General features: G+C 38.9%; 16 protein-coding genes. 9 read left to right on the top strand and 7 right to left on the bottom strand.

Going from position 1 to position 24,246, the window contains the following annotated elements; translation table 11 throughout:
- Window positions 1-102: 102 nt before the first annotated feature.
- Window positions 103-1,575, top strand: coding sequence for a pseudouridine synthase (locus tag ABIB40_RS10680; protein ID WP_354358835.1), 1,473 nt, complete (start codon window positions 103-105; stop codon window positions 1,573-1,575).
- A gap of 159 nt (window positions 1,576-1,734) precedes the next feature.
- Here the strand turns inward: ABIB40_RS10680 and tnpA are convergent, their stop codons facing one another.
- A complete protein-coding gene (tnpA, locus tag ABIB40_RS10675; protein ID WP_354358833.1) occupies window positions 1,735-2,193 on the bottom strand; it encodes an IS200/IS605 family transposase in 459 nt (152 codons plus the stop codon).
- A 364-nt stretch (window positions 2,194-2,557) separates the two neighbouring features.
- On the opposite strand from tnpA, the gene ABIB40_RS10670 reads away from it, so the two are divergent.
- Window positions 2,558-3,667: a lactonase family protein gene (locus ABIB40_RS10670; RefSeq protein ID WP_354358831.1), complete on the top strand. Its 1,110-nt coding sequence runs from the start codon at window positions 2,558-2,560 to the stop codon at window positions 3,665-3,667.
- 155 nt (window positions 3,668-3,822) lie between these two features.
- Here the strand turns inward: ABIB40_RS10670 and ABIB40_RS10665 are convergent, their stop codons facing one another.
- Window positions 3,823-4,914, bottom strand: a complete 1,092-nt coding sequence (locus tag ABIB40_RS10665) for a Gfo/Idh/MocA family protein (RefSeq protein WP_354358829.1) — start codon at window positions 4,912-4,914, stop codon at window positions 3,823-3,825.
- Between the two features lie 157 nt (window positions 4,915-5,071).
- Here ABIB40_RS10665 and ABIB40_RS10660 point away from each other — a divergent pair, with 157 nt between their 5' ends.
- The 4 genes from ABIB40_RS10660 to ABIB40_RS10645 all read left to right on the top strand — a co-directional run bounded on the left by ABIB40_RS10660 (window position 5,072) and on the right by ABIB40_RS10645 (window position 8,871).
- Window positions 5,072-5,971: a DnaJ C-terminal domain-containing protein gene (locus ABIB40_RS10660; protein ID WP_354358827.1), complete on the top strand. Its 900-nt coding sequence runs from the start codon at window positions 5,072-5,074 to the stop codon at window positions 5,969-5,971.
- A gap of 5 nt (window positions 5,972-5,976) precedes the next feature.
- On the top strand, window positions 5,977-6,285 hold the full coding sequence (locus ABIB40_RS10655) for a chaperone modulator CbpM (protein WP_354358825.1): 309 nt from the start codon (window positions 5,977-5,979) through the stop codon (window positions 6,283-6,285).
- Window positions 6,286-6,350: 65 nt separating this feature from the next.
- Complete coding sequence (locus ABIB40_RS10650; protein ID WP_354358823.1) at window positions 6,351-7,922, top strand: helicase HerA-like domain-containing protein; 1,572 nt, start codon at window positions 6,351-6,353, stop codon at window positions 7,920-7,922.
- A 49-nt stretch (window positions 7,923-7,971) separates the two neighbouring features.
- Window positions 7,972-8,871 carry a nucleotidyltransferase family protein gene (locus ABIB40_RS10645; RefSeq protein WP_354358821.1) on the top strand — a complete coding sequence of 300 codons (900 nt, stop codon included), beginning with the start codon at window positions 7,972-7,974 and terminating at the stop codon, window positions 8,869-8,871.
- A 450-nt stretch (window positions 8,872-9,321) separates the two neighbouring features.
- Here the strand turns inward: ABIB40_RS10645 and dnaK are convergent, their stop codons facing one another.
- Window positions 9,322-11,235 (bottom strand): molecular chaperone DnaK, encoded by a 1,914-nt coding sequence (gene dnaK / locus ABIB40_RS10640; protein ID WP_354358819.1) that lies wholly within the window; start codon window positions 11,233-11,235, stop codon window positions 9,322-9,324.
- Window positions 11,236-11,713: 478 nt separating this feature from the next.
- On the opposite strand from dnaK, the gene ABIB40_RS10635 reads away from it, so the two are divergent.
- Window positions 11,714-14,161 carry a DUF5686 and carboxypeptidase regulatory-like domain-containing protein gene (locus ABIB40_RS10635; RefSeq protein ID WP_354358817.1) on the top strand — a complete coding sequence of 816 codons (2,448 nt, stop codon included), beginning with the start codon at window positions 11,714-11,716 and terminating at the stop codon, window positions 14,159-14,161.
- Between the two features lie 329 nt (window positions 14,162-14,490).
- Here the strand turns inward: ABIB40_RS10635 and ABIB40_RS10630 are convergent, their stop codons facing one another.
- Window positions 14,491-15,975, bottom strand: coding sequence for a M56 family metallopeptidase (locus tag ABIB40_RS10630; RefSeq protein WP_354358815.1), 1,485 nt, complete (start codon window positions 15,973-15,975; stop codon window positions 14,491-14,493).
- 1 nt (window position 15,976) lies between these two features.
- Complete coding sequence (locus ABIB40_RS10625; protein WP_354358813.1) at window positions 15,977-16,348, bottom strand: BlaI/MecI/CopY family transcriptional regulator; 372 nt, start codon at window positions 16,346-16,348, stop codon at window positions 15,977-15,979.
- A 186-nt stretch (window positions 16,349-16,534) separates the two neighbouring features.
- On the opposite strand from ABIB40_RS10625, the gene ABIB40_RS10620 reads away from it, so the two are divergent.
- Window positions 16,535-17,239 (top strand): thioredoxin domain-containing protein, encoded by a 705-nt coding sequence (locus ABIB40_RS10620; RefSeq protein WP_354358811.1) that lies wholly within the window; start codon window positions 16,535-16,537, stop codon window positions 17,237-17,239.
- A gap of 803 nt (window positions 17,240-18,042) precedes the next feature.
- Here ABIB40_RS10620 and ABIB40_RS10615 read toward each other — a convergent pair.
- The gene (locus tag ABIB40_RS10615) at window positions 18,043-21,231 is read right to left on the bottom strand and encodes a GH92 family glycosyl hydrolase (RefSeq protein ID WP_354358809.1); all 3,189 of its coding nucleotides are present in this window, start codon (window positions 21,229-21,231) and stop codon (window positions 18,043-18,045) included.
- 154 nt (window positions 21,232-21,385) lie between these two features.
- The gene (locus ABIB40_RS10610; RefSeq protein ID WP_354358807.1) at window positions 21,386-22,117 is read right to left on the bottom strand and encodes a GntR family transcriptional regulator; all 732 of its coding nucleotides are present in this window, start codon (window positions 22,115-22,117) and stop codon (window positions 21,386-21,388) included.
- Between the two features lie 227 nt (window positions 22,118-22,344).
- Here ABIB40_RS10610 and ABIB40_RS10605 point away from each other — a divergent pair, with 227 nt between their 5' ends.
- The gene (locus tag ABIB40_RS10605) at window positions 22,345-24,135 is read left to right on the top strand and encodes a class I mannose-6-phosphate isomerase (protein WP_354358805.1); all 1,791 of its coding nucleotides are present in this window, start codon (window positions 22,345-22,347) and stop codon (window positions 24,133-24,135) included.
- Window positions 24,136-24,246 lie beyond the last annotated feature (111 nt).

Raw genomic sequence — 24,246 nt, 5'->3', positions numbered from 1 at the left:
CGAGTTGAATCTGCGGATTGTTAAAAGTCTTATTACTAATTTGTAAAGCGGGCAAATTTGCGTAATTTTGCGATCCGTATTTTTTGCGGATAAACAAAAGTAATGGTAAATAAAAACAATAGGAACAGTCGGGATGACAAGTCCAGCTCTGGGAGTCGCAAACCTGGCGATAGAAATGCACCAAGAGCGCGTAGTACAAAAAGCGGAGATAAAGATAATGGTTCTGAAAAACGTTCTGATTTTAAGAAACGTAGCCCAGAAGGAGACGACAAACGAACTTTCGGGCGAGATAGAGAAGAGAAAACTTTTCGTGCAAAGCCTAGCGGAGAACGTGGCGAAGGATATCAGAAGCGAGAATTTAAACCACGAGATTCGGGAAAATACGCAGGTAAGAAGGAATTTGGTTCGAAGACAGCCAGAGACAGAAGTTTTGGAGACAAACCCTCTGGCAAAGATGAACGCGGAGAAGGATTTCAAAAAAGAGAATTTAAGCCTCGAGATTCAGGGAAATTTTCTGGGAAAAAGGAATTTGACCCAAAAAAATCGAGAGATAGAGGTTTCGGCGATAAGCCTTTTGCGAGAGAGGAGAGAGGAAAGGGATTTAAGAAAGATGAAGGCCAGGCTTTTAAAGCTAGACCCTATGAGAAAGGCGCAGAAGGAGATTACAAGCCTAAATACACTAAAAAGGAATGGGACGACTTTAAGCCAAGCGCAGGTAGTTCTAGAGATGTAGCGCCGAGAAACAAAGAAGGAAATGACAGCCGTCCGTTTAGACAACGAGAAGAAAACAAGCCTTTCGAAAAGAAGCGCGCATCTAGCACCGTTCTAGCGCCTGCTCGCAAAACCAATGCAGACAAGGGATTAATTAGACTTAACAGATACATAGCCAATGCTGGTATTTGTTCTCGCCGTAGGGCCGATGAGTTTATTTCTGCCGGGGTTGTTAGCGTTAACGGCGAGGTAATTACAGAACTCGGGCATAAAGTTGATCCGGCAAAAGATGCCGTTAGATACAATGGCGAGCTTTTGAAAAGAGAGAAAAAAGTGTACATCTTGCTGAACAAGCCTAAAGATTACATTACCACTACTGATGATCCCCAAGAGCGAAAAACCGTGATGCAGCTGATAGATAAGGCCACAAACGAGCGCGTTTATCCCGTTGGTAGGTTAGATAGAAATACTACGGGTTTACTATTGATGACCAATGACGGCGATTTGGCGGATAAACTTTCTCATCCCAAGAACGGCATTAGTAAAATGTACAATGTAGAATTGGATAGATCTTTATCTCAGGGCGATTTAAATAAAATCGCTTTTGGATTAGAATTAGAAGATGGGTTAATTAAGCCCGATGCCATTTCTTATGTTGCCGGCGGCACTAAGAAAGAAATTGGCATTCAGATCCACAGCGGAAAAAATAGAATTGTACGTAGAATTTTTGAGCATTTGGGTTACAATGTAGATAAATTGGATCGTGTAGTTTATGGAAACCTAACCAAAAAAGACCTTCCGCGCGGGCGATGGAGGTATTTGGAAGATCATGAACTCGTTCAAATAAAGCATTTGATAAAATAACAATGGAAGCAGCTTTTTAAAGCTGCTTTTTTTTTGATAATATTTCGCTCCTTAGGAGCGAAATATTAATAGCTTAATGGGGATGGCGCTAACAGCTCCGTAGGAGTAATATATTAATAGGCTGTAACGATGTCCGTTTTTAGCTCCGTAGGAGCGGCATTATTCGTCTTTAAAAATATATTCTGGTTTAAAATCAATTTGATAGGCGTTAAGAAATTCTATATATTCTTCTTTAAATGTTTTTGTAAGGTGGTGTTCTTCTTGCTTTTTTATGTACTCGATAATTTTCGGTAATTGTGATTGACTTACAGTAAATGCACCAAAGCCTGTTTGCCACTCAAATTTTCCCGGGATTAATTTTTTTTCGTTTATCCATTTTGAAGAATTTGCTTTAATATCGCGAACTAAATCGGATAAATTGCAATTAGGTTTTGTGCCTATTAATAAGTGAATATGATTAGGCATACCATTGATAATTAATAATTTTTGTTTTTTGTTAGACACAATCCCGGTAATGTATTTGTACAATTCATCTTTCCATTTTATCGAAATATGGTTTTTTCGGCCTTTCACGGCAAAAACAATGTGAAAATATAATTGTGTGTACGTATTTGCCATAAATTATTAATTAATATGTCGCTCCCACGGAGCTCAATCTAAATTTTTAATTAATTCTATTAATATATCGCCACAATGTGGCTTTTTGCAGCCTTTTTGTTTAGCTGTTAATATGTCGCCACGATGCAGCTCTTGGCGCAGGTTTTCTTTTTTCTACAGGCATTTTATTCTGAAAATATTTAACATCAATGCCAGGAATAATAATTGGTTAAAAATTTTATTCGAATTTGCAATTGCTTTATAAAGATAGTGTTAAATAGCGACTGTAGAATTTCCTCCTTTGATGAATGCCTTATCTACAGAAAATTCATCACTTAACGTGAGCTATAAACAATTTTTAAGCACCTTTGTTAAAACTACAAAAATGAAACCATTTCTTTGCACGCTTATACTGTTATCTCTTTTTAAAATGAGCTTTGCCCAAAAACTTACCGAAAATCTGCTTATAGGTACGTACACCAATACCGGAATGGCCAAAGGAATTTACAGCTATGGCTTTAACACGGCTAATGCAAAAGCAACTCAAGTACAAGAGTTAGATGCTTTAAATCCAAGCTTTTTAGCGCTTGCGCCTGATGGAAGATTTGTGTATGCCGTAAATGAAAGCGGTAAAACTAGTACAGTTAGTGCTTTTAAGTATAACAAGAAGACGCAGAAACTTGAATTCATAAATAAGGTAGCAAGTGCAGGAACTGATCCATGTTACATTACCGTAAATGCAAAACATGTGTTTGTTGCCAACTATTCTAGTGGCAGCTTGGCGGTTTTTAATCGTATGGCCGATGGAAGTATTACAGACGAAATTCAGGTTATTCAGCACACAGGTAGTGGCTCAGATCCTAAAGGGAGACAAAAAAGTGCGCATGTTCACATGGGGATTTTTTCGCCTGATAAAAAGTATTTTATCGTAGATGATTTGGGTGAGGACAAGGTGTACACTTACAAATATCACCCGGAGGCAAAAAAAGAAATTCTTACACCGTACGCTGTTTATAAAACCACCCCAGGTACTGGCCCAAGGCATATTGTTTTTGGCAAGGATGGAAAGTTTGCTTATTTGGTACATGAGTTTAATGGGAGAATTGCGGTTTTGGCCTTCGCCGATGGAAAATTTAAAGAAGTAGAACACGTGGAAACTGTAGCCGAAGGTTTTAGCGGAGCGATTGATGGTGCCGAGATTCTGCTTTCTGCTGATGGTAAATTTTTGTACGAAAGTAACCGTGGCGATGCAAATACCATTTCAGTGTTTTCTGTCGCCGAAAACGGAACCTTAAAACTTGTGGAGACTGTTCCTAGCTTGGGCAAAGGGCCACGCAGTTTTGTAATTGATCCAACGGGCAAGTATCTCTTGGTTGCACATCAATACACCAAAGAAATTGTTGTGTTTAAGCGAAGTAAAGCTACCGGGAAATTATCAAACACAGGCAAAAGAATAGAATTGGGCGCGGCGGTTTGCTTAGTTTTTGCAAATTAAAGATTGTTGGTATTCAGCGGCATAGATGCTCACAATCTGGCGCAAGCGTTCGCTTGTTGCAATAAACGTTTATTAAGGGTTGTAATTTTTCTAACCCGCAGATGCTTGCGCTAAAGCCAATCGTAATTAGTGAAGCTAAACTCGTAAGTAAACACCTATTTCAAATAAACCTTCTTCCCAGTCTTGGCAGATTCTTTTGCGGCGCTTAAAATTTTTACAACTATAATGTTATTCGCCAGCGAGGACAAATCGTTTTTTGGCGCTGCGGTTTCTTTTAAAACCGATGTTAAATATCCCAGATAATTAGCTTTAGAGGCGTCTAATTCTTTCGCTCTATAAATATCGTAACCGTTCATGCCGTCTTTTCGAAAACGCATGGTGTTGTTGTTAACGGTTTGCAAATAGCCGCTTTTTCCAAAAACCTCGAAATCTTTTATACTGAAAGGCCAGTTCCAAGAAGCTTCTATAATTCCTGTCGCATTTGGGTATTCCAACAAAATGGTTGCATCATCATCTACCTTAGGATAAACGTTTGGCTTAATTTGGTGCGTAACCGCCATTACAGAAATCGGCATTTTGCCGTCCATCATCCAGGTCATTAAATTGGCGCCGTAGCAGCCAAAATCTACCAATGCACCGGCGCCATTTTTTGCTGGGTCGGTTAACCAGCTTAAAAATTCTTTGCTTACGCCAATTTCTTTCGGCCCCTGATGCCCGTCATGCGCCACCATTTTTACAATCGAACCAATTTTATCTTCTTTTTTTATGTCTAAATAAGCCTCTTGATTACTTGGATACCAAGTGGTTTCATAATTAGTGAGTACTTTAATATGGTATTTTTTTGCTAAAAAAGCAATCCGGTCTGCCTCTTTGTTGTTTAGGCAAAGGGGCTTTTCTACCATAACAGACAGGCCGAGTGGTGCCGCGGTTTCTACCACATTTATATGATCGCTTATGGCATTATAAGCCAAAACAACATCTGGTTTTTTGTCTTTTAGAGCATCTGCAAGGTTGCTGTAAAATATATTTGCAGGTATGTTGTACATTTTTTTGTACTTCTCTACCAACTGGGGGTTTGGCTCGGCAATGGCTAAAATGTTAAGGTCGCCATGTTTGTAGCTGTTCATTATGCCATAAATGTGGTCGTGGTTTAATCCAGCAACAACTACATTTAGTTTTGTTTGAGCCTTTAGGCCAAAAGCCAGAACGGAGCATACTACAATGAGAGAAATTTTTTTGGTCAGCATTGTTTTTCGTTTTTTAAAAAGTACAGAATTTCAAATCTATTTTTTTCTCCCTTAAGAAAACATATCGATGTGATATTAGTTAGTTAACTTTAGAGGTTCCTAAATCTAAGCCAAATTAGATAAATTTGAACACAACTACTATTTTTTGAAGTAAAATATGGATTACGTAGATTATTATAAGGTACTTGGATTAAACAAGGATGCTACCGCTACCGATGTGAAAAAGGGATATAGAAAGCTTGCTCGAAAGCACCACCCAGATATAAATCCCGAAAATGCGGAGGCCGAAAAGAAATTCAAAGAAATTAACGAGGCCAACGAAGTGTTAAGCGATCCCGAAAAGCGCAAAAAGTACGATAAGTACGGAAAAGATTGGCAGCATGCGGACCAGATGGAAGCGCAGCAGCAAAGGCAAAGAAGCCAACAACAACAATACGCTGGCCAACAAGGTTACGCAAATAATAGCGGTGGGTTTAGCGGGGGAGAGGATTTTTCCGATTTCTTTTCATCTATGTTTGGAGGGCAGCAAGGTAGGGGCAGGCAAACTGCATTTAAAGGACAAGATTATTCCGCAGAGCTTAAGTTGAATTTGTTGGATGCCTATAAAACGCACAAACAAACCCTCACCGTTAACGGAAAGCAAGTACGCATTTCCATCCCGGCAGGGGTAGAAAACCTACAGAAGATTAAACTGCCAGGTTATGGAGCACCGGGAACAAATAATGGTCCTGCAGGAGATTTATACATCACTTTTGTGTTGGCTAACGACGCAAAATTTAAGCGCAAGGGCAAAGATATTTACGTAGAAGAACAGATAGATTTATATACAGCGGTGTTGGGTGGCGAGAAGATTGTGGAAACACTAAACGGAAAGGTTAAACTTAAGATTGTAGCAGGAACACAGCCTGATAGTACGCTCAGACTAAAAGAGAAGGGTTTTCCGGTGTATAAGAAAGAGGGACAATTTGGCGATTTTTATATTAAGTGGAAGGTACAATTGCCGACATCGCTAAGTGATGACCAAAAGGAATTATTTGAAAAACTAGCTAAACTTTAAGTATTATGGAAAATAAGCTCATCGCCATAGCCGATATTTGTTTGTATGAAAAGATAGAAATCAATTTTGTGCACGCACTTGCAGATTTTGGATTGATTACAACTACCGTGGTTCAAAAAATTGCATTTTTAGATTTAGAAGAGTTGTCTAAACTTACTCGTTTTCAACACCTTTCTAAAGATTTAGATATTAATTTAGAAGGACTGCATGCCGTTGCGCATTTGCTAAACCAATTAGAAGACGTGCAAAGCAAAGTGATCAGGTTAGAAAACGAACTTAATTACTACAAACAACTAGAAAGTCCGACAGATTAATTTTTTCATATCTAACAGGATGTTTTTGAGTATAGTTTGTTAAATTGGGCATAAAATTTACAGAAATGAGCGACAAATCGGCAAGTTTTATAGAAGAGATCAAAGCCTCCTACTCTCCCTCCGGATCATCTATTTACTTAGGTGCTGGCATTTTAGATGGAACGGTTTACAGCGAAGCAGAAGTAAACCTTTCTTTAAAAATGATGACTCGGCACGGTTTGGTGGCCGGAGCAACGGGAACGGGAAAAACAAGAACGCTACAATTGTTTGCCGAACAGCTTTCTGATGCTGGAGTGCCCGTTTTTATGTTAGACGTTAAAGGGGATTTATCTGGTTTGAACGAAGCTGGAGCAGCTAACCCAAAAATAGAAGACAGAAGCAAGCAACTTAACAAACCATTTGTTCCAACTGGTTTCCCGGTAGAAATCTACTCCTTATCTGGCAAAGTTGGCGCGCAAATGCGAGCGACGGTATTGGAGTTTGGCCCAACCCTGTTATCTAAAGTGTTAGATTTAAATGATACCCAAGCAGGTGTAATGGCGGTTATTTTTAAATATGCCGATGACAATAAAATGCCCATCATAGATCTTAACGATTTAAAAAAACTTGTTTCTTACTTATCAGAAGATGCGGGCGCAGCAGAGATAAAAAGTAACTATGGCACCATTTCAACCTCAACTTCTGGAACAATTTTAAGAAAAATAATTGCCGTAGAGCAACAAGGATTGGCAAATATGTTTGGCGAGAAATCTTTTGATATAGAAGATCTTTTCGACCGCGTAGATGGAAAAGGGACAATAAGTTTACTAAACATTGCCGATGTACAAAATCAACCGGTGTTATATTCTACCTTTTTGTTAAGCTTGCTGGCAGAAATATTTAGCAGAGAGCCAGAAGTTGGCGATTTAGATAAGCCGAAACTGGTTTTCTTCTTTGATGAAGCACACCTGTTATTTAAAGATTCTTCAAAAGCATTTTTAGAACAGATAGAAACGATTATCAGATTGATAAGATCTAAAGGAATTGGTGTTTTCTTCTGTACGCAATCGCCTACAGATGTGCCAGAAAGTGTACTTGCGCAGTTGGGTAATAGGGTTCAGCATGCACTTAGAGCTTTTACCCCGAACGATGTAGACGCGCTGAAGAAAACGGCAAATACCTACCCAAAGTCTAATTTTTATGAGATAGACAAAATGCTAACTAGTTTGGGTACCGGGCAGGCACTTATAACGGTGTTGAACGAGAAAGGTATCCCAACACAGGTTGCTGCAACTATGCTTACCGCGCCTAGATCTACTATGGGGCCATTAACTACTGCAGATTTTGATAAACTTGTAGAAGGTAGTGCGATGTATGGAAAATATAAAGATGCGATAGATCCAGAAAGTGCTTATGATATTTTAACAAAGCGGGTAAATGATCAAGCTGCCGAGGCAGAAAAAGCACAGCAGGAGGCACTAGAGCAAAAAGAGGCAAAAACCGCTAGCAAGCCAAAACCCGGAGAGAAAAGTTTGGTAGAAGAAGTAATGGGCGCCACCATTACCAGACAAATAGGAAGAGAAATAGTGAGAGGTATTTTTGGTATGTTAACTGGCAAGAAGCCCCGGGGTAAAAGCGGAGGCCTATTTGGCTTTTAAAACAAATTAATTCAACAGGTTATAAGTAAAATTATTATTTTAGCAGTCTATGAAACCAACGTTATTAATATTGGCAGCCGGAATGGCAAGCCGTTACGGAAGTATGAAGCAAATTGATGGATTTGGCCCAAATGGCGAAACCATTATCGATTATTCTATTTATGATGCAATTAAGGCCGGCTTTGGCAAAGTTGTTTTTATCATTAAGGAAGAATTTCTAGACAATTTTAAAGCGATTTTCGAGCCAAAGCTAAAAGGTAGAATAGAAACCGATTACGTGTTTCAGAATTTCGATTTGAAGCAGTTTGGCATTGAGGAAGAAATTTACAGAGAAAAACCATGGGGCACAGCACATGCTATTCTAGCAGCCAGAAAAGTGGTTAAAGAGCCATTTTGTGTAATTAACGCAGATGATTATTACGGATTTGATGCCTTCGAAAAAATGGTTCATTTCTTAGATAAAGAGGCAACCGATAGCCATTTTTCTATCATTGGATATGAAATTGGAAAAACATTATCTGATTTTGGATCTGTATCTCGGGGAGTTTGTAAAGTTGATGATGCCGGTAATTTAAAGGAAATTGTAGAACGTACGCAAGTATATAAAAAGGACGGAGCAATTGTGTACGAAGAAGATGGAAAAGAATATCCGTTGAGCTTTGATACGCCAGTTTCTATGAATTTTTGGGGATTTACACCAGCTGTATTTAGCATTACCGAAACATTGTTTAAAGAATTTGCTCTTGCCAACAAAGAAAAACCAAAGGCAGAATTTTTTATTCCACTTATTGGCGAAAACTTAGTGAAGAATAATCAGGCAAGTTTTAAAGTGGTGCCGACCGGTAGCCAGTGGTTTGGTGTAACGTACAAAGAAGATAAGCCATTTGTGCAAGAAAGTATAACCAATTTGGTTAGCAATGGCACATACCCTACAAAACTCTGGAGCTAAATCGCTTTTAAAGGATTTTAGAGATAACATAAAGTGTTTTTCGAATAGGTTTGGATTTGTATTCCAAACCTATTTGCTTTTTGGGAAGCCTTTTTTTTGGCGATAGCTTACACTAAAAATTGTTAATGCTCACCTTTACCAGTAAATTAGATTTTTGAGCACAAGCGATACGATTGCGCTAGAATTAAAGATAGATTAACCGACCTGCAACTGCCACCATGCTAGCGCCAACGACTGAAACGGCATCCTTTTACTACTAGGGCAAAAGCGCCTTTGGGGTTTTGGAAGGCCGGGGGTAAAAGATATAGTGAAAGGCGTGTTAAAGCGCTCAAATAATTTTCAATATCCTTTTTTAAAATGCACATAAAAAAAGCATTCCGAACTTAATCGGAATGCTTTAATAGATATTATCTTCGGACTTTCAGACCTCAGACTTTCTGACTGAAAGACTTATTTATTATCGTCTTCTTTTACTTCTTCGAAATCTACATCGGTTACATTGTCTGGGCCAGCTTCTGGTTCGCCACCACCTTGAGGTTGTTCTGGCGCGCCTTGTGGCTGTTCAGCTCCTTTGTACATTTCTTCTGAGGCAGCATTCCACAATGTTTGTAGTTCTGCCTGCGCAGTATCTATATCGGCAAAGTTACGAGCTGCATGTGCATCTTTCAACTTCTTCAAACCAGCTTCAATTGGTTCTTTCTTATCGGCAGCTAACTTATCACCAAACTCTTTCAATTGTTTTTCTGTAGTGAAAATCAATGCATCGGCAGAATTAATTTTATCTGCTTCTTCTTTGAAAGTTTTATCTGCATCGGCATTGGCTTCTGCTTCTTCCTTCATCTTTTTAATCTCTTCTTCTGTTAAACTAGATGAAGCCTCGATACGAATTTTCTGCTCTTTACCAGTAGCTTTATCTTTTGCACTAACGTGAAGGATACCGTTACTATCTAAATCAAAAGAAACTTCTACTTGTGGCACACCACGTGGCGATGGTGGAATACCATCTAAAATAAACCTACCGATGGTACGGTTTTGGTTTGCCATAGGGCGCTCACCTTGTAGAATATGAATTTCTACAGAAGGCTGATTGTCTGCTGCGGTAGAAAAAGTTTCTGATTTTTTTGTTGGGATAGTGGTGTTGCTTTCTACTAATTTAGTCATTACACCGCCCATGGTTTCTATACCTAAGCTAAGTGGCGTAACATCTAACAACAATACATCTTTAACATCTCCGGTTAAAACACCACCTTGAATTGCGGCACCAATGGCTACAACCTCATCTGGGTTTACACCTTTACTTGGCTCTTTGCCAAAGAAAGCTTTTACTGCTTCTTGTATTGCAGGAATACGAGTTGAACCACCAACTAAAATTACTTCATCAATATCGCTTGCGCTTAAACCGGCATTTTTCAAAGCAGATTTACAAGGCTCTATAGTTCTTTTAATTAAACTATCTGCCAATTGCTCAAATTTAGCACGACTTAAAGTACGTACCAAGTGTTTTGGGCCGCTAGCATCTGCAGTAATATATGGTAAGTTAATTTCTGTACTGGTAGTACTAGACAACTCGATTTTAGCCTTTTCTGCTGCTTCTTTTAAACGCTGTAACGCCATCGGATCTTTTGCAAGGTCCATACCGTTTTCTTCTTTAAATTCTGCAGTTAACCAATCGATAATTACGTGGTCAAAATCATCTCCACCTAAGTGAGTATCACCATCAGTAGATTTTACCTCGAATACGCCATCGCCAAGTTCTAATACAGAAACATCATGAGTACCACCACCGCAATCGAAAACGGCGATTTTCATGTCTTTATGCGCCTTATCTAAGCCATAAGCCAATGCTGCTGCAGTTGGTTCGTTGATAATACGCTTAACTGTAAGTCCAGCAATTTCGCCAGCTTCTTTTGTTGCTTGGCGTTGTGCATCGTTAAAGTAAGCAGGAACAGTAATTACCGCTTCTGTTACTTCTGTGCCTAAAAAGTCTTCAGCAGTTTTTTTCATTTTCTGCAAAACCATTGCAGAAATTTCTTGTGGCGTATATTTACGATCACCAATTTCTACTCGAGGCGTGTTGTTGTCGCCTTTAACCACTTTGTAAGGTACTCGGCCAATCTCTTTAGCGCATTCGTCGAAACTATTGCCCATAAAGCGTTTGATGGAGTATATCGTTTTTGTTGGGTTTGTAATAGCCTGACGTTTAGCAGGCTCTCCAACCTTGCGCTCACCGTTTTCTGCAAATGCAACGATAGACGGTGTAGTACGCTTACCCTCACTATTTGCAATAACTACGGGCTCGTTGCCCTCCATTACCGAAACACATGAGTTTGTTGTTCCTAAGTCTATTCCAATAATTTTTCCCATTGTATTTTTAATTTTTCTCTTTAAATTTTTACTCGATATTGCTATTTAAACAATGTGTGTGCCAATTGGCTTTTGGCAGATAATTGCGCTAAAATACTGAAATAATGTAAAAAAGAACAACGCCATCGGCTGACAGCATGGCAGAAAGACAAGTTGAGACTGAGGTTGAGGCTAAGGCTAAGGCTGAGGTCAAGGTTTAGATTGAGGTTAAGGTTAAGACTGAGTTGTTAAGCGTTAAGTATTTTGGCAAAAGACAAAGCGCTCTTCCTTTGCACCTTAATCCTCTGTATCTTTCAATCCAGTAAATCCTACTTCAGACAATTTAGAGGTTTTCTTTGTTCTTTGCTCGTTTTTTGACGTCTAGTTCTCATATCTCACTTCTCAAATCTCATATCTATTTCCTTCCTTAACAAACTTTAACACCGCCAAACACGTATGTTGTATAAAATTTTCGATATTTAAGGCGAGAAAACTTTTTATGATAAAAATTTATGCATTGGTAATTTTTTCGCTTACCATATCCGCAGCTTTTGCCCAAAATTTTACCTTACGCGGCCAGGTAAAAGACACAAATGGAGAAGCTGTACCGTTCGCTTCTGTCTATGTAAAAAATACAACCATCGGCACCTCTGCAAATTTAGACGGGCGATATGTACTTCGTTTAAATAAAGGAACATTAACTTTAGTTTACAAAGCCGTTGGTTACAAACCGCAAGAAAATATTTTGAATTTAGACGGCGACGTTTCGTTAAATGTTTCGCTTACGCCAGAAAGTTATACGTTAGCAAACGTAACCATTAGAGCAAACGCAGAAGATCCAGCTTATGCCATTATGCGCAAAGCGATAAAGGCACGGAAAAAGCACCTAGAAGAAGTAAAGGCGTACAGTTGTAACGTATATATTAAAGGCGTACAGAAGTTGGTTGGGGCACCCAAAAAATTTATGGGTACAGACATTAGAAAAACTTTTGATCTGGATAGCAACAGGAAAGGAATTATTTACCTGTCAGAGTCTGAAAGTAAGTTTAATTTTAAAAGGCCCGATCAGATTCATGAAGAAATGATTTCTTCTAGAATTTCTGGGCGAGACAATGGCTTTAGTTTTAATAAGGCTTCTGATCTGGTTATTAATTTTTACAATAACTATTTGCTGGAAAATACGCTAAGCTCTAGGGGTTTTATTTCGCCTTTGGCAGATAATGCACTATTTTATTATTACTATAAATATTTGGGCGAAACCACAGAAGACGGAGTGGTTATCCATAAAATACAGGTCATTCCTCGCAGAGAAAATGATCCAGCGTTTCGCGGAGTGATTTACATTATGGAGGACAGCTGGCGCATCTACGATACAGATTTATTTTTGACTAAAAGCGCGGGAATTAATTTTATTGATACATTGAACATTAAACAGTCTTTTACAAAAGTTAAAGACGTTTATATGCCCACTACCATTAATTTTCAATTTAACGGAAAAGTGCTTGGGTTTAAGTTTGCCGGGTACTATGTGGGTGTTTCCAGTAATTACGACCTACACCCTAACTTTCCGAAAAACTTTTTTAGTGGAGAAATTCTAAAGATTACAGAACTGGTGAATAAGAAGGATTCTGCTTACTGGAGGGCAAATAGGCCTATTCCTCTAACCACGGATGAGCAGAAAGACTACATTAAAAAAGACAGCATATCGAGATTAAAGCAGTCGAAAGTCTACCTAGATTCTGTGGAGAGAGACAACAACAAGTTTTCTGTTTGGAAATTACTGTGGAATGGCTACCGCATCAACGATCGATATGATAAGAAATCGTATAGCTTCGATCCATTATTGCGTTCGGTTTTTTACAACACAGTAGAAGGGTTTGTAGTTAAATATGGCGTAACGTATGGAAAAAGCTTCGAGAACAATGTAAATTATAGCATTAGGCCCGAATTTCGTTATGGGTTTGCAAACCAAAAGCTTACTGGCAGTTTAACGGGAAACTATTTTTACGACCCTTTAAAACGCGCAAGCGTTGGTGGTTCGTTTGGTAATGGAATTTTCGATCTTAATAATTTAGGCTCGATGACTTTGTTGGGCAACTCTATAAATGGGCTATTTTACGAAAGAAATTATTCTAAGTTTTATTACAAGCGTTTTGCTAACATATATACTAGCAGAGAACTGGCAAATGGCCTACAGGGATATTTAAGCGCAGATTATAGCAATAATGAAACGATGGTTAATCATAGCGATTTTACGATTTTAGACCGTAAAAATTTGGAATTTACGTCGAATAATCCTTTTACTCCAGCTCAAGAAACTCCCTTGTTTCCGCATTATCAATCGTTTAGCGCATTGGCCAACTTAACCTATACCATCGGGCAAAAATACATTACACGTCCTGATGGGAAATTTTACACGCGCTCTAAATATCCACGAATATCTTTAACGTATAAAAAGGGGTTTAAAAATGTACTTTCCAGCGATGTAGATTACGATTTTGTGAAGGCGGAGATTTCTCAAGATAGGATTGGGCTCGGCCTTTGGGGATATACATCGTTTTTGGTCGGAACAGGCAAATTTTTAAACAACAACAGTTTATATTATTTAGATTATAAGCATTTTGCAGGAAATATCTCGACCATCTTCCCGCCCGATTTGCGAAAATTTCAATACTTAGACTTCTATCAATTTAGCACCAAAGAGCAATATTTTGAGGCGCATTTAGAACATAATTTCGCAGGCTTTTTTATCAATAAAATACCCCTATTAAGAAAACTTAAGTTAGAAGAATTTATTGGTGGAGGTTATCTTTCCTCACCTGAAAAAAGAAATTATAAGGAATTTTATTTCGGTTTCCAACGGTTTATTTTTAGAGCGAGCTATGGTTTTGCTTATGATGGAAATAAGAAAATAAGCCAAGGGTTTAGGTTGAGTTATGGGTTTTGAGGATTGCGCCTTTGGCGCAGTGATAAATGAGCAAAGAGCAAGGAGCAATGACGGAGCGCTAAATTAAGACGGAAAGAAAATTGAATTAGTGCCATCGGCACGGCCGAGTTAATAATGTAGGGTTTTAACCCGATGTGATCTAAGAACAAAGTCAGAGACAACCTAGCCGTTACCCTATCCCTGGAGTCGTCATCTTGAGGAAAATGCTTGTCCCGAGTTCTTCGGGAAAAGACCTCACAAATAGGCTTTTCTGTAATAATTCAGATTCCTAGATGTGAGATGTTTCCTATCGTAAATATGACGGCGTGGTGTGCAAAAATATTTTAATTTTATTCCTTAGTTTTCATCGGTTCCGCAGGTGGCGGTGGCGGAGGTAATTTGCTGGAAGATTTTCGTTGTTCCTTGGTCATTTTTGTATAAATCTTGTAAATCGTCGCCTTTTGATCTGCGCCGATAGAATATACAACAACACCATTTTTCTCCGTTTCCCCTTTTTTAATAATTGCTTCATACTCTTCCATTTCTGCGCTCGTTGCACCCACACCAAACTTTTCTACTACGATTGATGGCGGCGGTGGCGGCAACTTACTGGACAATCTGCGTTGTTCTCTACTCATCTTATCATAAAATCCAATCATAGCCGTATATTCATTATCACTTAACCTTCCTCTATAGCGATTTTCTCCTACCTTAATTTTTCCTACAATACTTTCGTATTCTTCTAGCTCAGCTTTCGTGGCGCCAGGCCCAAACTTCTCTACAACTATTGTTGGAGGTGGAAGTTTTTTTCGCGGCTCTGCTGGCGGAGGTGGAGGCATTTTTACGACTTCAACTTTAGGTGGTGGAAGCAGCGTTACCGAATCGATAGGAGCGTTGGTTGATGCGTTATTTGACGAGTCTCTTTGAATCGCAACCGAGCTATTCTTTTCATTAGAAACAGAAACATCTTTCTGCTTTTCGGTTTGGTTGCAGCCTGCAAATAAGGCAAGCGCAAGCGTTGGTACCACAGCCAATGAGGCGATGAGTACTCGTTTTTTACTAAAGGGTTTTTGTAGCATGATTAGTCTTTTTTTAGTAGTGAAATAATTAAAACTGCTGCTTAGCTCCAACGCATAATAGTGCGAAGTTGCACGTTGTAAAAGAATGCATTGGTAATTGTGCACATTGCCAAATTCTTTTACCACGGTTGAGTCTGCAAGCAGTTCGTGGTTCATTTTTATTGCATTCTTGTACAAGTAAAGGATTGGATTAAACCAGCAGAAAATTTGTAAAATTTCCACCAATAAAATATCATAGCTGTGCTTTTGTCGCACATGCGCTAGCTCATGGGTTAACACTTCGGGCTCTATTTTTCCTTGCTCATATTCTTCCTCACATAAAAAAATAGTGTTTAAAAAGCTATATGGCGCAGTTACACTTTTTGATAAGGCTACGTTTGCTCCGTTAAAAACAAATTGTTTGCTTGAGTTTGTTTTCCGCCAAATAACAACAAGGTTTTTTATAAACCGAATCAATAATAACGTACTTACAACAACAAGCGTAAAGTAGGCGAGATAGGTTAGATAATCTTGGAAAGAAATTCCTGTAATTATTGGATTAATAACTCCCACCGACATATATTCCGCGTAAGCGCTGCGTGTGGGCGCATCTACCATCTTGGTAATTGTAATAAATGGTATTAAATAAGAGGCAAGTAATCCTCCCAATAAATAGAAACGATTAAATACCAATGTCTTTTCTTTGCTTAAAAAAAGATGATAGAGCCCATAAAATATGGCGCTACAGGCGATTACTTTTAATAGATAGACCATCATTTTATTTCTTCTTTTTAATTTCAGAATCAATCATATTTTTTAATTCTTCTAGCTGTGCTTTGGTCAATTTCGTTTCTTTGGTAAAGAAGGAAGCAAATTGCATTACAGAATCATCAAAATAATTCTTAATCATGCTGTTTACATGCTTAGAGAAATAGTCAACTTTTTTTATTAGAGGGTAATATTCCCTAGAGTTTCCACATTGATTAAAGGAAATTACGCCTTTATCTGTCATGCGTTTTAATAAGGTGGCCAGAGTAGTGCTTGCTGGTTTTGGATCTGGAAAACAATCCATAAGGTCTTTCATGAAAGCTTTTCCGTTCTGCCAAATATATTCCATCAACTGCTCCTCAGATTTTGATAATTTTATCATTCTACAAATATAGATTATGTTCTACAAATGTAGAGATATGTTTTATAATTGCAACTATTTTGAAATAAATTTTTTGAAAGGCAGATTTTCCATTTTTTCATGCGGTTTTAAAATGACCTTGTTGTTATTGTAAAAGCTATCAAAACCAGTATTTTTGGAGTTAAATTAGTCTTTAAAACAATCACTATGCGCCAATATCTATTTATCTTGTTAGCTACTTTTTTATTTGTGGGCTGCAGCAATGCACAAAATTCTACCAAGGTAAATTTAACTGCGTCTGAGTTTTCTAAGGAGTTAACATCAACAAAAGATGTACAACTGGTAGATGTTAGAACGCCAGAAGAATTTGAAAAAGGACATGTAAAAAATGCCATCAATATAAATCTTCGTGATGACGATTTTGGCAAAAGGGTTGATTCGTTAGATAAAGATAAGCCTGTTTTTGTGTATTGCCTTAGCGGCGGAAGAAGTAGTGCAGCAGCAAAAAAGATGGTAAGCAACGGATTTAAAGATGTGAGAGAAATGGAAGGCGGCATGATGCAGTGGCGCGCCGCAAACCTGCCCGAAGTTGCAGAAAAGCAGGTTGCTGCCGGAATGTCTTTAGCACAATACCAAGCGTTGGTAAATAGCGATAAGATAGTTTTGGTAGATTTTTATGCCGATTGGTGCGCACCTTGTAAAAAGATGAAGCCTTATTTGGATAAAATATCTGACCAGATTAAAGATAAACTTACGCTTGTAAGAATAGATGCAGATGCAAACCCGGAACTAATGAAAGCTTTAAAAGTGGAAGGGTTGCCTGTATTGAAATTGTATAAGAAAAACACATTAACTTGGGATAATGAGGGATTTGTAGAGGAAGCTGTAGTTCGAGAAAAGATAGGGAAGTAGGTTGAGGTTGAGATTAAGGGTGAGGGTGGAAGGCGCAAATTGTGACACCCAGATTGACTATTGCGTCTCATTCTCGGCTGTCACGTTGAGCCTCCCGAATGGTCGGGACAAGTAGTCGAAACGCATAAAATATCCTTCGACAGGCTACCATTGACGTTATTTTTAATTAATTGAATTTCAGATAATTATACTGTTATCTTATTTCAGTTACTCCTCCATTCAGCCTTGGCAAATTGACCAACACTCTGCCTTGCGCTGTCCTATCCGGACGGGAGTCCTACTTTTTTCTTAACAAAAAAGTAGCAAAAACTCAAGGCTGGCACCTCTTTGGGTAAAAATTAGCCAAGCTGTTTGGTATCGATGCTTCGAGGCCTTTCCCTTAGCTTATCCCAACCCACGGCTGCGAATCCTCTTCGGAGCTGGAATTTGTTAGGTTTGTACAAGCAGCTTTAGGCGTTTTTTTCCTCCAAACTGCTGCTAGGCCGGGACTAGCGAGATGGCTATAGCGCGTTAAAAAACGCCATTTATATTGATTTATATGAAATATATTAAACCTCAGGATGACATTACGCAAAAAAAAGCTGCACATTAGCGTAGCAAAACTCGAAATATTCTCTGCGTAACTCTGCGAGAAAGGAGCACAGCAAAAAGGTAGAGGGTTGAAGGCGCAAATCGCCCGTAAATTCATTGCGAGGCAATGCTTGTCCCGATTTGTACTTCGGGAAAGCAATCTCAGCGCAACTTTAAAAAGAGGCTCTTAAGTCACACGTTCGTCAAAGTCCCCTTCAGGGGATTTAGGGGTTTTATTTAAACTCAGAAATTCCCCAGCTCTTATTTGGTTCTGCGCCCATTTGCAAAATTAAAGAACCGCCTTTTAACAACTCTGACGCAGGGAAATCAAACGACTTTAACACCTTGCCATTCAACATAGCGCTTTGCACATACATATTATTACGAGAAGCTCCTGTAGCTTCGATGGTAAATTTCTTGCCTCTCCCAAACCTTTCGCCTAGATCTATCTCAATTTTTGGGTACAGCGGACTGCCAATTTCATAGACCGGATTAACTCTGCCGCCACCATCAGTTTGGAACAATCCAATTGCAGTCATAACCATCCAAGCACTCATTTGTCCTTGGTCTTCGTCTCCTAAGTAGGCATCGGAAATGCCGTAACCATAATAACGATCCATTACGGAGCGCGTCCATTTTTGTGTTGACCATGGTTTGCCAGCCCAATTAAATAAATAGGCAAAATGCATAGATTGCTCGTTGCCCTGCACCACCGGATAATCCCAATATTGATCGTTAATGCCGTTATAGCGCCAAGGTGCGCTTTGTTTAAATCCCCATTCTAACCGATCGTTAAATTTTTTCTTACCAATCATACTTACTAAAGCTGGTACATCTTGGGGAACAAAGAAGGTTAGTTGCCAAGCATTTCCCTCTACATAATGCTCGTTAGCACCGCTGCGAAAGGGATCGAAGTTTTTCGTAAATTGGCCATTGCTTAACTTCATGTGGCTGTAGCCAGCTGTATCGATGGTGTTTTTCCACCAATAGCCACGATCGTTAAACTTTTTGTGAATGTCTGATTTCCCTAAAGCTTTAGCCAATTGTCCAACATTCCAATCGTCGAAGGAATATTCCATCGTATTCGAAAACCTTCCGCTATCAGATGGTACATAATGGTACTTTTCGTAAGCTACCAAATCTCTATTTCCGGCGAAACCGGTAAAAACTTTCTGTGCAGGTGTTGTTTGCATTTTAAGTGCAGCTTGTAGTACTTTTTCTGCATCAAAACCTCTAATTCCCATTTGATAAGCGGACACCATTTGTGGGATTTCATGTTCCCCAACCATCACGGGCACGTAATTCATTCCCGCAGGGCCTTTTGCCAACCAACCGTAAGCATCGTACATGGCAAGCTGGGAATTTACCCACCTGTTGCTCCACTCTGGCGTTACGAGATTCCAAACCTGGTTTAAATTCCAAAAGGTATTCCAAAAGGCATCGCAACCCAAAGCCACATCATCTTTATTTTTAAGTTGTTGCACTTTTCCATCTGTGCCTCGCCATTGGCCATTCGTATCGCTCCATGTATTGCGGCTGCAAATAGAACGATAGAGCGAGTTGTAAAAACGTACTTTTTCCTGTCTATTTGTGCTCGTTATCTTCACACGATTAAAGATATCGTTCCATGTGTTTATTTGGTTTTGACGCACTGCGTCAAAATTCCATCCAAACGAATCAGTAACTTCAGTTTTCAAATTGTTGCTCGCATTTTCTAAGCTTACCAAAGAAATTCCAGAGCGAACCTGAACCACTGGATGTTTTTTCGCATCAAACTGAACATTTAAGCCAGCTTCATCAATGTTCGAAGCAGTCATTTCGCCGCCTTCTTGCCGTTTGTTGTTCAGCCAATTTCCTACGCTTTGTATGGGTTGGTCAAATTCTATTACAAAATAGATGGTATAATCTTGCGAAGCATCTTGGCTCCAAACGCCAGGAGAAAATTGATGGGCAAAACCTTCTATTCTATAATCGCTTACTTTGTTAACTTTTATATCCTTTAGCTGATAGCCATATTCTGCGGGAATGTGTAGGTCAATCAGCACGCGTGCACTATCGCGATCTTTTGGAAAAGTAAAACGCTCAAAGCCACAGCGTGTGGTGGCTGTAACCTCTGCCTTAATATTATAGTCTTTTAGTTGTACCTCATAAGAACCAATCGGGGCTTTTTCTGTCTTTTTATTTATTTGAGAACGATAACCCGAGCCTGGAACAAACTCGCTGCCTATATTGGTTTTTAAGTTGCCGTTTGTGGCGAAAATACCCAATCCGCCCAATGTCCATTCGTGGATGTGGCTAAAAGTCCCTATGCTTTCAAAACTTGGGTCGTAACCGGCCTGCCAACCTGCACGCTGATTATCGGGACTCATTTTTACCATGCTAAAAGGCATCCATGGGCCGGGTGCAATCATCCATCTAGAATGTGCTGTGCCCATTCTTGTATCTACATAAGCAGCCAATGTTTGCAGTTTTTGCGGATTGCGCGTTATTATTCCTTCTCTAACTACCTTGCCATTTTCAAGAACTTTATAGCTGCTCTTTTTTTCAGCTTTAACTGCTGGCATTAATGCTTCAAATTCGTAATTTCCCTTCTCAACTACTTCGTTAAAAATCTGTTTGTTATCCAATAAAACGCTAAGTTTTGGCGAGCCAGTTAAGTGTTGTGCGGTAACAAGCAAGGGCTGCGTTTCTTTGCCATGGTTATTTAATTCGTAACTCGCCGCTTCTACATGCTTAACAAATAATTGCTTCGGAATTTCGAGGGTAAGGTTTTTAGGGCCTATTAGTTGCACTTGGTCAAACATAATCCAAGAACCCTGTATTGTAGTGATGGTGATTTTATTGCCGCCTTTTTTGATAACATCTTTATCAATATTAATCTCTAAGGTTTTGGGCGTGGCCGATGATAGATCTCCACTAAGCGCAACTGAATCTACATAAGGTTCAGTTTCTGTAGGGGAGGGTTGGTTTTTCAAATCATACCGTTTGGCGGTTAATTGTATTTTCTTCTCTTGATTGTTGATGGTTATCTTTAACAGAGGTAAAAACTTTTTGGCATAGTCAGTCAGTTTTATAACCAATTTGTAGCCTTCTTTTGCCGGCAAATCTTTTACGCCAAATAGAATGTTTACTTGGTTTGTACGCCAGCCTGCGGTATTCCATGTCCCTCCCCAAGTATCTACTGGGCCAGGTAGTACATAAGGAAAATCTTTTTGCTCTTTTGAATAACCTAACAAGAAAAATTTGTCTTCATACCCAAAATCTTTCCCTACAAAACTTTTAAATCCATTTGGCGCAAGCGCAAACTCTGTAGCGCTGTGGTCTGCTTTTCCTATGCTCCAAATTGCAGTTTGCTTTGTTTGTGAAAAAAGGGAACCGGCTGTTGCGATTAGCAAACTGGTTAGTAAAAAGATCTTTTTCATAAATAGGCTAGGAATATGGGGTCAATAAATTCTACTACTGAACATAAACATTGTCGATAAGCAAACATAAGTAAAAAAATGCTATGTTCGAATGTTAATACAAAGTTTGTTCGGATTTGAATTCTACGTTCTATTATCGATTTTTAGAAAATCCTTAGGTTCGCCTACTTTCTACGGTATAAGTAAAGCCGTCGGCCAGGTAATAACCAAGATTAAATTCTATAGGCCTTTCTCCTTGGTCGTAAACAAACCTTTTTCTAAACAGAATTGGGTCGCCTACAGCTACTTCTAATTTTGTTGCAAGCGTTTTATCTGCTATTTTTGCGCTAATTTCTTCTTTTGAAAGGTTGGCAATAGTCGAATAATCCTTCTCTAGTATTTCGTACAGCGGGCGTTTAAAATCTTCATCGCCGGTTAGGCCGATTCTCGGGTGAAAGTACGAGATGAAATATACAAAAGGCCCTTCTTCAGTTCCGCGTAAGCGTTCTAATTTTAAAATTTTTCTATCGGTTGAGATTTCGAAAAAGTTGGCTATTTGCTCATCAGGATATGCCCAAGTTAAATGAAGCTCGAAATTTCGAATTGGGATGCCTCTAGCTTGCATCTCTTGTGAGAAACTAAGCCAATTATTTGATTTCGAGCTTACTAATTTTCCAGCCACTTTAGTCCCAACCCCTTTTTTCCTAGTCAATAAGCCTTCATAAACCAGTTTGTTTAAGGCTTGCCTTAACGTGGTTCTAGAAATGGCCAGTTGTTTTGCAAGGTCGACCTCGTTTGGTAGGAATTTTCCATTCGCATAATCTGGTTCCTTAATAATCTTTCTTAAAAGCTCCTCGGCTTGAGCGTGAAGCGGTATTGGGCTTTTATGATTAATTGAAAACTTCATTCGTTTGGTTGTTTTTCGGCTTGTCTGTTGCAAATTTTCATTTTTTAATGGTTGTTAGCCATTTTCTTTACCGCAAAACAAACATATAAAAATATTTCTTCAATCAGAAAATGTTTATATGTTTGTACATACAATAGTTGTTTGTGTGTTTTTTAAATGTTTAAGCAATTAAAAGATCTGATGCGTTCATAATTATTAGTTTTTAATAAAGGATTAAATTTTAGAAAATGGATACCAATTTACAAGCCGCTTCAATCAAATCAAACCTAGGTAGACGCAAAACAGATCAGCCCACCATGCCAAAAATGCTCAAGGCCGCTGTTCATAAAGGATATGACATCTATCCTAATCACAGCCTAGAAAATGGTAAGATTTTAAATGGTTACGAGACTTTAGCCATTTGGTTAGCAGATAAAAAATCTGTGGCGCTAGATGGTTATGTTGGTGTATTTTGGGAAGATGTAAAAGATGGTTTAGAACAAGAATTTTCTCGTTTGGCTTTGACGGTGAATTGGGTGGATGCTGCAGATTATTTGAAAACACCAAATACAATCGAAAAAATGGTTGCTCCTTTTTTAGGTAGTGTGGGAGATGTTTGGGGCACAAAAGCCAAACTTTCACTCGGCGATTTTTTTGAGCCGACCTTTAAAGTTACATCAAATACTGATGATAAACTAACCATTGTTTACGGCTGTGGCGCTCAGCTAATTGCGCCAGATGCTACATTGGTTTATTTCGATTTGCCAAAAAACGAGCTGCAGCTTAGAATGCGTGCCGGCTCAATTACCAATCTTGGTGCTGCCGAAGCCGAGCATCCAAACGAAATGTATAAACGTTTTTACTTTGTGGATTGGGTTGTGCTTAACGAATATAAAAAATCTCTGCTTAATAAAATCGAAATTTTTGCTGATGGTCAATGGGACAATGATGTAAATTGGATAAAGGGTGCAGATCTTATGGACGGTTTAAAGCAGTTGAGCAAGACATCTTTTAGGGTAAAACCTTGGTTCGAGCCTGGCGCTTGGGGCGGGCAATGGATGAAAGAACGAATTGTGGGATTGAGCAGGGAGGTTGTGAATTACGCTTGGTCTTTTGAATTGATCGTTCCAGAAAACGGTTTGGTGTTCGAAAGCGATGGAAACCTTTTAGAAGTTTCTTTCGACATGTTGATGTTTGCTCAGCGAAAAGCTATTTTGGGAGAGCAAGCTGAAAAGTTTGGAGATGAATTTCCAATTAGGTTTGATTTTTTGGATACTTGGCAGGGCGGTTCACTGTCGGTTCAATGCCATCCATCGGTTCCATATATTCAAAAGCATTTTGGCGAGACGATTACGCAGGATGAAACTTACTATATTTTGGATGCTGAGGAAAATGCCAATGTGTATCTCGGTTTTCAAGAAAACATCAATCCAGAAGAGTTCCGAGCTGTTTTAGAGAAGAGCAAAGAAAGCGGACAAAAGATAGAAATCACTGATTATGTGCAATCTCATGCAGCTAAAAAGCACGATCTGTTTTTAATTCCGAACGGAACGGTACATAGTGCGGGAGCAGGAAACATGGTATTAGAAATTAGTGCTACACCTTATATCTTTACGTTTAAAATGTACGATTGGGTACGACTTGGTTTAGACGGAAAGCCTAGACCGATTAACATCGAACATGCATTTGAGAATTTAAGGTTTGAATTTAAGGGCGATAAAGTGCAAGAGGAGCTTATTTCTAAACCCAGCCTTATCAAAACTGGTGCCGACTGGAAAATTATTCATTTACCCACGCATCAAGACCATTTTTATGATGTGCATCGCTTAGAGTTTGAAACAAAGATAATGGTTGATACCAACGATTCTTGCCACGTATTGATGTTGGTAGAGGGAGAATCAATTTTGGTGACAGTAAATGGCGAAAAACAATTGTATCATTATGCAGAAACTTTTGTTGTTCCGGCAGACGCGATTTCTTACACTTTGCAAAATAAAGGAACATCGGAGGCAAAAGTAATTAAGGCGTTTTTGAAATAGATGCCATTTAATTAGGCTTGAATTCAAGTAATAAATGCAACAGGGTTTAAAAGTAGCCGGTACGGCTTTTTTGCCCTAGGGCAAAAAAGCCGTACCGGCTGGGGCGAAAAA

This window comes from Pedobacter sp. UYP30 (assembly GCF_040547165.1).
In the GTDB taxonomy this organism is placed as follows: Bacteria; Bacteroidota; Bacteroidia; order Sphingobacteriales; family Sphingobacteriaceae; genus Pedobacter.
Note: the sequence above shows the minus strand (reverse complement) of the source record. Positions and strands in the feature narration are given on the sequence as shown.

What these genes read in the sequence shown, in the direction of transcription:
- ABIB40_RS10625 (WP_354358813.1), bottom strand. Translation starts at nt 16,348, where the DNA reads ATGATAAAATTATCAAAATCTGAGGAGCAGTTGATGGAATATATTTGG.
- ABIB40_RS10615 (WP_354358809.1), bottom strand. Translation starts at nt 21,231, where the DNA reads ATGAAAAAGATCTTTTTACTAACCAGTTTGCTAATCGCAACAGCCGGT.
- ABIB40_RS10605 (WP_354358805.1), top strand. Translation starts at nt 22,345, where the DNA reads ATGGATACCAATTTACAAGCCGCTTCAATCAAATCAAACCTAGGTAGA.
- ABIB40_RS10650 (WP_354358823.1), top strand. Translation starts at nt 6,351, where the DNA reads ATGAGCGACAAATCGGCAAGTTTTATAGAAGAGATCAAAGCCTCCTAC.
- ABIB40_RS10620 (WP_354358811.1), top strand. Translation starts at nt 16,535, where the DNA reads ATGCGCCAATATCTATTTATCTTGTTAGCTACTTTTTTATTTGTGGGC.
- ABIB40_RS10610 (WP_354358807.1), bottom strand. Translation starts at nt 22,117, where the DNA reads ATGAAGTTTTCAATTAATCATAAAAGCCCAATACCGCTTCACGCTCAA.
- ABIB40_RS10680 (WP_354358835.1), top strand. Translation starts at nt 103, where the DNA reads ATGGTAAATAAAAACAATAGGAACAGTCGGGATGACAAGTCCAGCTCT.
- tnpA (WP_354358833.1), bottom strand. Translation starts at nt 2,193, where the DNA reads ATGGCAAATACGTACACACAATTATATTTTCACATTGTTTTTGCCGTG.
- ABIB40_RS10630 (WP_354358815.1), bottom strand. Translation starts at nt 15,975, where the DNA reads ATGATGGTCTATCTATTAAAAGTAATCGCCTGTAGCGCCATATTTTAT.
- ABIB40_RS10670 (WP_354358831.1), top strand. Translation starts at nt 2,558, where the DNA reads ATGAAACCATTTCTTTGCACGCTTATACTGTTATCTCTTTTTAAAATG.
- ABIB40_RS10660 (WP_354358827.1), top strand. Translation starts at nt 5,072, where the DNA reads ATGGATTACGTAGATTATTATAAGGTACTTGGATTAAACAAGGATGCT.
- ABIB40_RS10655 (WP_354358825.1), top strand. Translation starts at nt 5,977, where the DNA reads ATGGAAAATAAGCTCATCGCCATAGCCGATATTTGTTTGTATGAAAAG.
- ABIB40_RS10645 (WP_354358821.1), top strand. Translation starts at nt 7,972, where the DNA reads ATGAAACCAACGTTATTAATATTGGCAGCCGGAATGGCAAGCCGTTAC.
- ABIB40_RS10665 (WP_354358829.1), bottom strand. Translation starts at nt 4,914, where the DNA reads ATGCTGACCAAAAAAATTTCTCTCATTGTAGTATGCTCCGTTCTGGCT.
- dnaK (WP_354358819.1), bottom strand. Translation starts at nt 11,235, where the DNA reads ATGGGAAAAATTATTGGAATAGACTTAGGAACAACAAACTCATGTGTT.
- ABIB40_RS10635 (WP_354358817.1), top strand. Translation starts at nt 11,714, where the DNA reads ATGATAAAAATTTATGCATTGGTAATTTTTTCGCTTACCATATCCGCA.